4 protein-coding genes are annotated in these 6,790 nt (G+C 67.2%); all 4 read right to left on the bottom strand.

The annotated features are described in order from the left end of the window. Positions 1-192 precede the first annotated feature (192 nt). Positions 193-1,815: a peptidoglycan L,D-endopeptidase MepK gene (locus IP86_RS21650; protein WP_054164501.1), complete on the bottom strand. Its 1,623-nt coding sequence runs from the start codon at positions 1,813-1,815 to the stop codon at positions 193-195. A gap of 268 nt (positions 1,816-2,083) precedes the next feature. Continuing rightward, positions 2,084-4,273, bottom strand: coding sequence for a L,D-transpeptidase family protein (locus IP86_RS21645; RefSeq protein WP_054164500.1), 2,190 nt, complete (start codon positions 4,271-4,273; stop codon positions 2,084-2,086). Between the two features lie 283 nt (positions 4,274-4,556). Beyond that, on the bottom strand, positions 4,557-6,056 hold the full coding sequence (locus IP86_RS21640; protein ID WP_054164499.1) for a sigma-54-dependent transcriptional regulator: 1,500 nt from the start codon (positions 6,054-6,056) through the stop codon (positions 4,557-4,559). A 63-nt stretch (positions 6,057-6,119) separates the two neighbouring features. Then, positions 6,120-6,764 (bottom strand): TerC family protein, encoded by a 645-nt coding sequence (locus tag IP86_RS21635; protein WP_054164498.1) that lies wholly within the window; start codon positions 6,762-6,764, stop codon positions 6,120-6,122. Between the last annotated feature and the right edge of the window lie 26 nt (positions 6,765-6,790).

Below are 6,790 nucleotides of genomic sequence, written 5' to 3'. Positions count from 1 at the left end.
CTCATGGTGAGGAGGCGCGTAGCGCCGTCTCGAACCATGGGCCGCGAGTCGCGCGTTGCCCCATCCTTCGAGACGCCCGGCTTCGCCTAGCTCCTCAGGATGAGGACTCAGTGCGAGTGGACAGGGCGATCGCGCGTCAATCAGTCGATGAATCGCTTCAGTTGCGCGCTGTTACGCGCGTGGCAACTGCGCTCAGCGCAGTGCCGCAGTGGTGAAGCTGGTGGTCGACACCGTGCTGACCGCGGGGCCGCTGAACGCGTCGGCGAACAGGCCCGGATGCGGATCGTCGCAGAACGTCATGGTGACGGCGACGTCCGGCTTGGCGAAGTGCTTGCTCAGCAGGGTCATGTCGGCGTCGCCGATCGCGGTGGCGGCGGTGGTGACGGCGCTCGGCATCAGGATCATCGCGCGCATCCAGACGTCGCTGTCGCGGCTGCCGGCTGCGGTGATACGCGCCGAGTTGGCGACGAGGCCACCCTTGGCCTGGACGGTTTTGCCGACGACAGTGTCGATCTTGGTCGACACCACCGGATGGCGGGCCAGCGAGGCGGAGCGGATGCCGCTCGGGATCGGCGCGCTGGCAGTCACGACATGCGGATGCGGCTGAGCCTGCGGCTTGGCGGGCTTTTCGGCGCTGCTGGAGGCGAACGCCATGGCGTTCATCGGCGATTGCGGGTCGGCGGCTTCGAGCGCCTGGCGGGCGCTGATCGCCGCGACCTGCGCCGGGCTGGCCTGCTTCGGCGCCACCGGGATGTCGTCCCAGAAGCCGCGGGCGTTGATGATATCGGCGGGGGTCTGCGGCTTCGACGGATCGGCTTTGGCGACTTGCTTGGGCGCGGGCTTGGCGACCGGCAACGGCACGGCCTCGTCGGCGGAGGCGACCTGGACCGGGGCAACCTGCGCCGCAGCGGCCGGCTTGGCGCGGGGCATCGGTACCGGGCCGCTGACCGCGAGCTTGTCTTCGGCCGCCTGAACCTCGGCGACCTTGATGTCGGGCGGCTTGGCGGCCGTCGCGACGGTCGTCGCCGTGGCGCCGCTCTCGTCTTCGTCGTCAGCCGACTTGCCGCCGAACAGCGCCGTCAGGAAGTTCGGCTTCGACGAGCCGGCATCGCTGCCGCTGCCGCGGCGCTGAATGTCGGCCATCGCCAGCTCGTAGCCGCGCAGCGGCCTGCCGTCGGTCGGCACGTGCACGGTGCGGCCATCCGGGAACACCCGTGCGAGCTGATCGGGCGTCATGCGCGGCCAATGGCGGATCCGGCCGGTGTCGAGATGGACGAAGGGGGAGCCGGAGGTCGGGTAGAAGCCGACGCCGCCACGCTGCAGGCGCAGGCCGGCGAACCGGATCTTCTCCAGTGCGACGCCCGGGATGAAGAAGTCCATCGCGTGGCCCATGGTGTGCTGGCTGTGCCGCGCCACACCGGATGAACGGCGGCGCAGCATGGCATTGGTGCCGGGCGAGCGATAGGCGGAGATGATCTGGATCGGCTGCTTGCCGTCGACGTCGCGGTAGACTTCCCAGATGATGTCGAACAGCGTCCGGTCCATCGTGATCTGGTCCTGGCTGCGCCAGTCCCGCAGGAAATAGTTGAGCTTCTTCAGCGACTCTTCGTCATAGCGGCCGTTGCGCTTGAAGGTGACGGTGAGGTCTTCGCCGGAATGGGTGTGGTGGAAGGACAGGGTGCGGGTGTCGCCGACTGCCGACGCGTCCTGAACAGAGCCCGCCCCCGCGAACAGCAACGCGGAAGTCAAAGCAGCGCCGGTGCCGATTTTGGGCAGCGACAACGATTTCAGACGGCGCAGTAGTCCAGCCAGCACGAGAGAGCCCCACCAGAAGGACGATCGAACGGAAACCCTGTCCGCAACCCCAAATCGGCACGACAGAGTCTATGCACCGTCAACGGAGTCTTATCGAACCGAAAACGACGCCCGTTTCCCCAAGTCGATCGTCAACCATAAGCTGCGGACTATGGCGAAATCGAGCCCGCTGCCAGCATCCTGATGGACAATGGTTAATAGAAAGGGCCCATCCGAGGATGAGCCCTTGTTCCATATCAGCTTTTCGTCTTAACGGCGGAACCGCCCGTCAGCGGGTGAAGCGCTGCTGACGGCGATACTCCTGCGGCGGGGGCGAGGGCGGACCGCCGAACAGACGCTCGAAAAAATTGAAGCCCGAAGACTGGGTCGAGCCGGTGTAGTCGCCGGCGACGTTCACGCCGGGCGGCATCTTCGGCCGGGCGTAGCTCGGCTGCGCATGCGCGACCACGGCTTCCAGGTTCTTGCCCTTGTCGTTCTTCAGCAGGGCCAGCATGGCCGAGTCGCGGCCATAGATGTCCTTGCGCAACTGCAGCTTGCCGTCTTCATCGACGAAAGCGGTTTGGTAGGTGATGTTGACCGGGATCGGCGTCGGGAATTTCAGGTCGACTTCGGTGCGGCCGTACATCGAGCGGATCTTGGCCGGGGTGTAGTCCTTCTCCGGCATGGTGATGTTGAGCAGCGCCGCAGCGTACTGATCCGGGTTCTGCACCCGCATGCAGCCGTGGCTGAAAGCACGCTCGTCGCGGCCGAACAGGTTCTTGTCCGGCGTGTCGTGCTGATACACCAGGAACTTGTTCGGGAAGTTGAAGCGGATGCGGCCGAGCGCGTTGGCCTCGCCCGGCGGCTGCGAGATGTGCACCGTGCCGTCGCGATTCCGCTCGAGCTTCAGGCCCATGCGGTCGAGGACGGTCGGGTCCTGCTGCAGCGCCGGCAGGTACTCGTTGTTGATGATCGAGGGCGGCACGTTCCAGGTCGGGTTGACGGTGATGTACTTCATCGTCTCGGTCAGCAGCGGCGTGGCGTGCTTGCCGGGCTTGCCGACGACGACGCGGGTGGTCCACACCTGCGCGCCGTTGTGCATCAGCTTCAGCGTGTAGTCCGGGATGTTGAGGATGACGTAGGCGTTGCCGACCGAGGGCGCGCCGAGCTGGCGCGGCAGCCAGCGCCAGCGCTCCATGTTGACCAGGATGGTGTCGATGGTGCGGTCGCGCTTCGGCGTGTTGATCGCCTTCACGGTGCGGTCGTCGAGTACGCCGGTCGGCTTCAGATCGGCGCTGCGCTGGAATTTGCGCACCGCGTTGGCGACGTCGGCATCGTAGGTGGTGCTGTCGGCATTCTCGGTGACGCCGAGCTTGGCGCGCAGCTGCGGCACGCGCGGATCGTCCATCGTCACTGCGGCCTGCTTCTTGCGGGCCGGCACGTATTTCAACGTCTCGCCCTCGGCGATCGTGGCAGCGGGCTTGTCGCCTTCGCCGCGCAGCTCGGCGAGCTTCTTCTTCAGTTGCTGATACAGCTTGTGCGGCGGGTTGTAGCTGTCGAGCGCGGCGGAGGCGTCCTTCGCGGTGGTGACGTTGGTGAGCACTTCCGCCGGATCGATCGGGTGCTCCGGATACTGGATGTCGGCAGACACCTGCGACCAATGCATGCGGCCGCTCTGCGCCTGGCGCGCGTAGTCCATCATGCTTTCGGTCAGCCGCAGCTCGGCTTCGGCGAGCGCATCGGGGGTCGTCGCGGCGGCGAAATCAGGCACCGGATAATCGGTCGGATCGAGGCCGTCCGACGCGGCGTCCTTCAGCCGCGCGATCACGCCCTTGCCGGCGGCGGTCAGCGTGCCCGCCTGGGTCCAGACCGGCGCATAGTCGCGCGCTTCGTAGAACTTCTCGACCGCGGCGCGCTCGGCCTTGCGGTCGAAATACTTCGCCGCCTTGGTGGCGATGGTTTCGCGCAGCTTCTCGGCGACGCCCTGGTCGGCGCTCGGAACGCTGCTGGCGGCCTTCACGGGTTCGGCCGGCTTGTCCTTGGCCGCCTGCTGCGGCGCTGGCTCCTTGGCGGGCTCGGCGGCAGGAGCCGCTGCGGTCGCAGCGGGTGCCGGGGTTGCGGGTGCGGCTTCCGGTGCTGCGGCGGTGGGGGCGGGGGCGGCCGCAGCGGCCGGCGCGGCCGCGCTGTCGGTCTTGGTCTCGGCCGGAGCGGCGGTCTTGGCCGCGGTGGTGGCGTCCGGCTTGGTCTCGGTCGACGGGGTGGCGGGCGCCGCGACGGTCTCGGGCTTGAAATCACCGATCGACGGCGGCGGAACGTCGGCAGGCTGCGGCACCGGGACGGCGGCGTCGATGGCGAGGTCGGAAGCGGATTTCGGACTGGTCTGCGCGATCGCGGAGGTTGCCGAGACGGTCAGGAAGGTCGCCGCAACGGCCATCAGCACGCCTTCGAATCCGCGGCGGCCAGTCGAGTGATCTCGCATTCGTGCACCCCTTGGGAGAAGCTGCCCGCAGGCAGTATGGTCGAATCGACCCGCGCTGCGGCGGTTCGACATGAATGTGGCGCGGACGTTACACGCGCTCGTTCAGAGCAGCCAGCGCCGGTCAGGTAGATTCACGACAAACTGACCGCGTACACCCTGGCGTACAGGGCTTCAGCCGCTCCGCACGCGGTTGTGCCACGGGTCGTCCGCTTTGTCTGTCACTACGCCGCAACGGTTCAAAATGTTCCGGCAGGAAACTTTGCCTCCGCCGCGCCACATTCTCTCAGGGCGTGTCTGCCGCCGCAGACGCCTGCGCCGCGCGAACGGCTTCCATCTCGTCGAGCTTGCGGTACAGCGTCGAGCGGCCGATTTTCAGACGGCGTGCGACTTCGGACATCTGGCCGCGATAGTGCGAAATCGCGAAGCGGATGATCTCGCTTTCGAGCTCGTCGAGCGGCCGGACGTCGCCGCCGCCGAGCATCGGCAGCAGGCCGTGGGTCGAGACCGGCGCGATCGGCACCTCGCTGGCGGCGACGAACTGCGCGGCGGTCGGTGGCTCCAGGATCAACGGTTCGCCATCGGCTTCGCCGGTCGGCACCGTGGAGGGCGCGCTTGCGAGCGGGAAATCATCGAGGCCGAGCTGATCGCCCTCACTCATCACCACCGCGCGGTACACCGCGTTCTCGAGCTGGCGAATGTTGCCGGGCCAATCGAGCTGGGCGAGGCGGGCCATCGCCTCACCGCTGATGCCGCCGATGCCGCGGTTCTCCTCGGCGCAAAACCGCACCAGGAAGTGCCGCAGCAGCGGCGCGATGTCCTCGCGTCGCGTGCGCAGTGGCGGCACCGTCAACGGCAGCACGTGCAGCCGATAGAACAGGTCCTCGCGGAATTGCCCGGCCTTGACCCGGTCGAGCAACCGGCGATTGGTCGCCGAGATGATGCGGACGTCGACCTTCTGCGGCTTGCGCCCGCCGACCGCCTCGACCGCGCCTTCCTGCAGGGCGCGCAGCAGCTTGACCTGCGCGGCCAGCGGCAGCTCGCTGACTTCGTCGAGGAACAGCGTGCCGCCGGAGGCTTCGACGAACTTGCCGATGTGGCGGTCAGTGGCGCCGGTGAAGGCGCCTTTCTCGTGGCCGAACAGGATCGACTCGACGAGGTTGTCGGGGATCGCGCCGCAATTGACGGCGACGAACGGCTTGGCGCGGCGGTCACTCGAGCCGTGAATGGCGCGGGCGAACATCTCCTTGCCGACGCCGGATTCGCCCTCGATCAGCACCGGGATCGACGAGCCCGCGGCCTTCTCGGCGGCGCGCAGCACCGTGGCCATCGCGTCGCTGCGGGTGATGATGTCCTTGAACGTCAGTACGCCGTCGCGGCTGTGCCGGATGCGCTGCAGTTCGCCCTTCAGCGCGCTGGCGTTCAGCGCGTTGCGCAACGACACCTGCAGCCGCTCGATGCCGACCGGCTTGACCACGAAATCGTGGGCGCCGGCGCGCATCGCCGACACCACATTGTCGATGCCGCCATGCGCGGTCTGCACGATCACCGGCACGTTGAGGCCGAGTTCGCGGATCTTGCCGAGCACGCCGAGGCCGTCGAGGCCGGGCATCACCAGGTCGAGCACCACGGCGTCGATCGCGGCCGCATCCGGGGCAGTCAGCAGGGCGATTGCGGCATCGCCGCTGTCGACCAGCACGGCTTCATAGCCGCACTTCTGCACCATGTTCTCGACGAGCCGGCGCTGCACCGGATCGTCGTCCGCAACCAGAACACGCTCAACCATTGACGCTCACACCACCCGCACTGTCCCGATTTGGTGCACCATGGGGGCGAAAGCGTTAATGCTTCATGAAAGTTTCAAAAATGCCGAGAAGGCATGCGGCCAGACTTCGAGGGCGCCGCGATAGATCATGTCGCCCGCCACATACAGGATGATGGCGAGGCCCACATAGGCGATCCAGCGGTGCTTGTGCAGCAGCCGGGCGATGAAGCTGGCGGCGAGGCCCATCAGGGCGATCGACAGGCCGAGACCGAACACCAGGATGATCGGATGTTCGCGCGCGGCACCGGCGACGGCGAGCACGTTGTCGAGCGACATCGACACGTCGGCCAGCGTGATCTGCCACACCGCCTGGCCCAAGGTCTTGGTCGGCGCCGCCGCGGTGCCGGCCTCGATGTCTTCGTCGCTCGGATGCTCGGTGCGCAGCTCGCGCCACATCTTCCAGCATACCCACAGCAGCAGCACGCCGCCGGCAAGCAGCAGGCCGAGGATCTGCAGCAGCTGCACGGTGATGCTGGCGAAAGCAATACGCAGCACGGTCGCGGCGATGATGCCGATCAGGATCGCCTTGCCGCGCTGCTCCTTCGGCAATCCGGCGGCGGCGAGGCCGATGACCACGGCGTTGTCGCCGGCGAGCACCAGGTCGATCATGATGACCTGGGCGAGCGCGGCGAGACCTTCAGGCGTAAAGACGGCGAGCAGTTCGTTCATCGGGGCCTCTCTGTGAACGTCCAGTC

The organism is Rhodopseudomonas sp. AAP120 (assembly GCF_001295845.1).
Classification (GTDB): domain Bacteria; phylum Pseudomonadota; class Alphaproteobacteria; order Rhizobiales; family Xanthobacteraceae; genus Rhodopseudomonas.
This window is presented reverse-complemented; position numbering and strand designations above follow the sequence as displayed.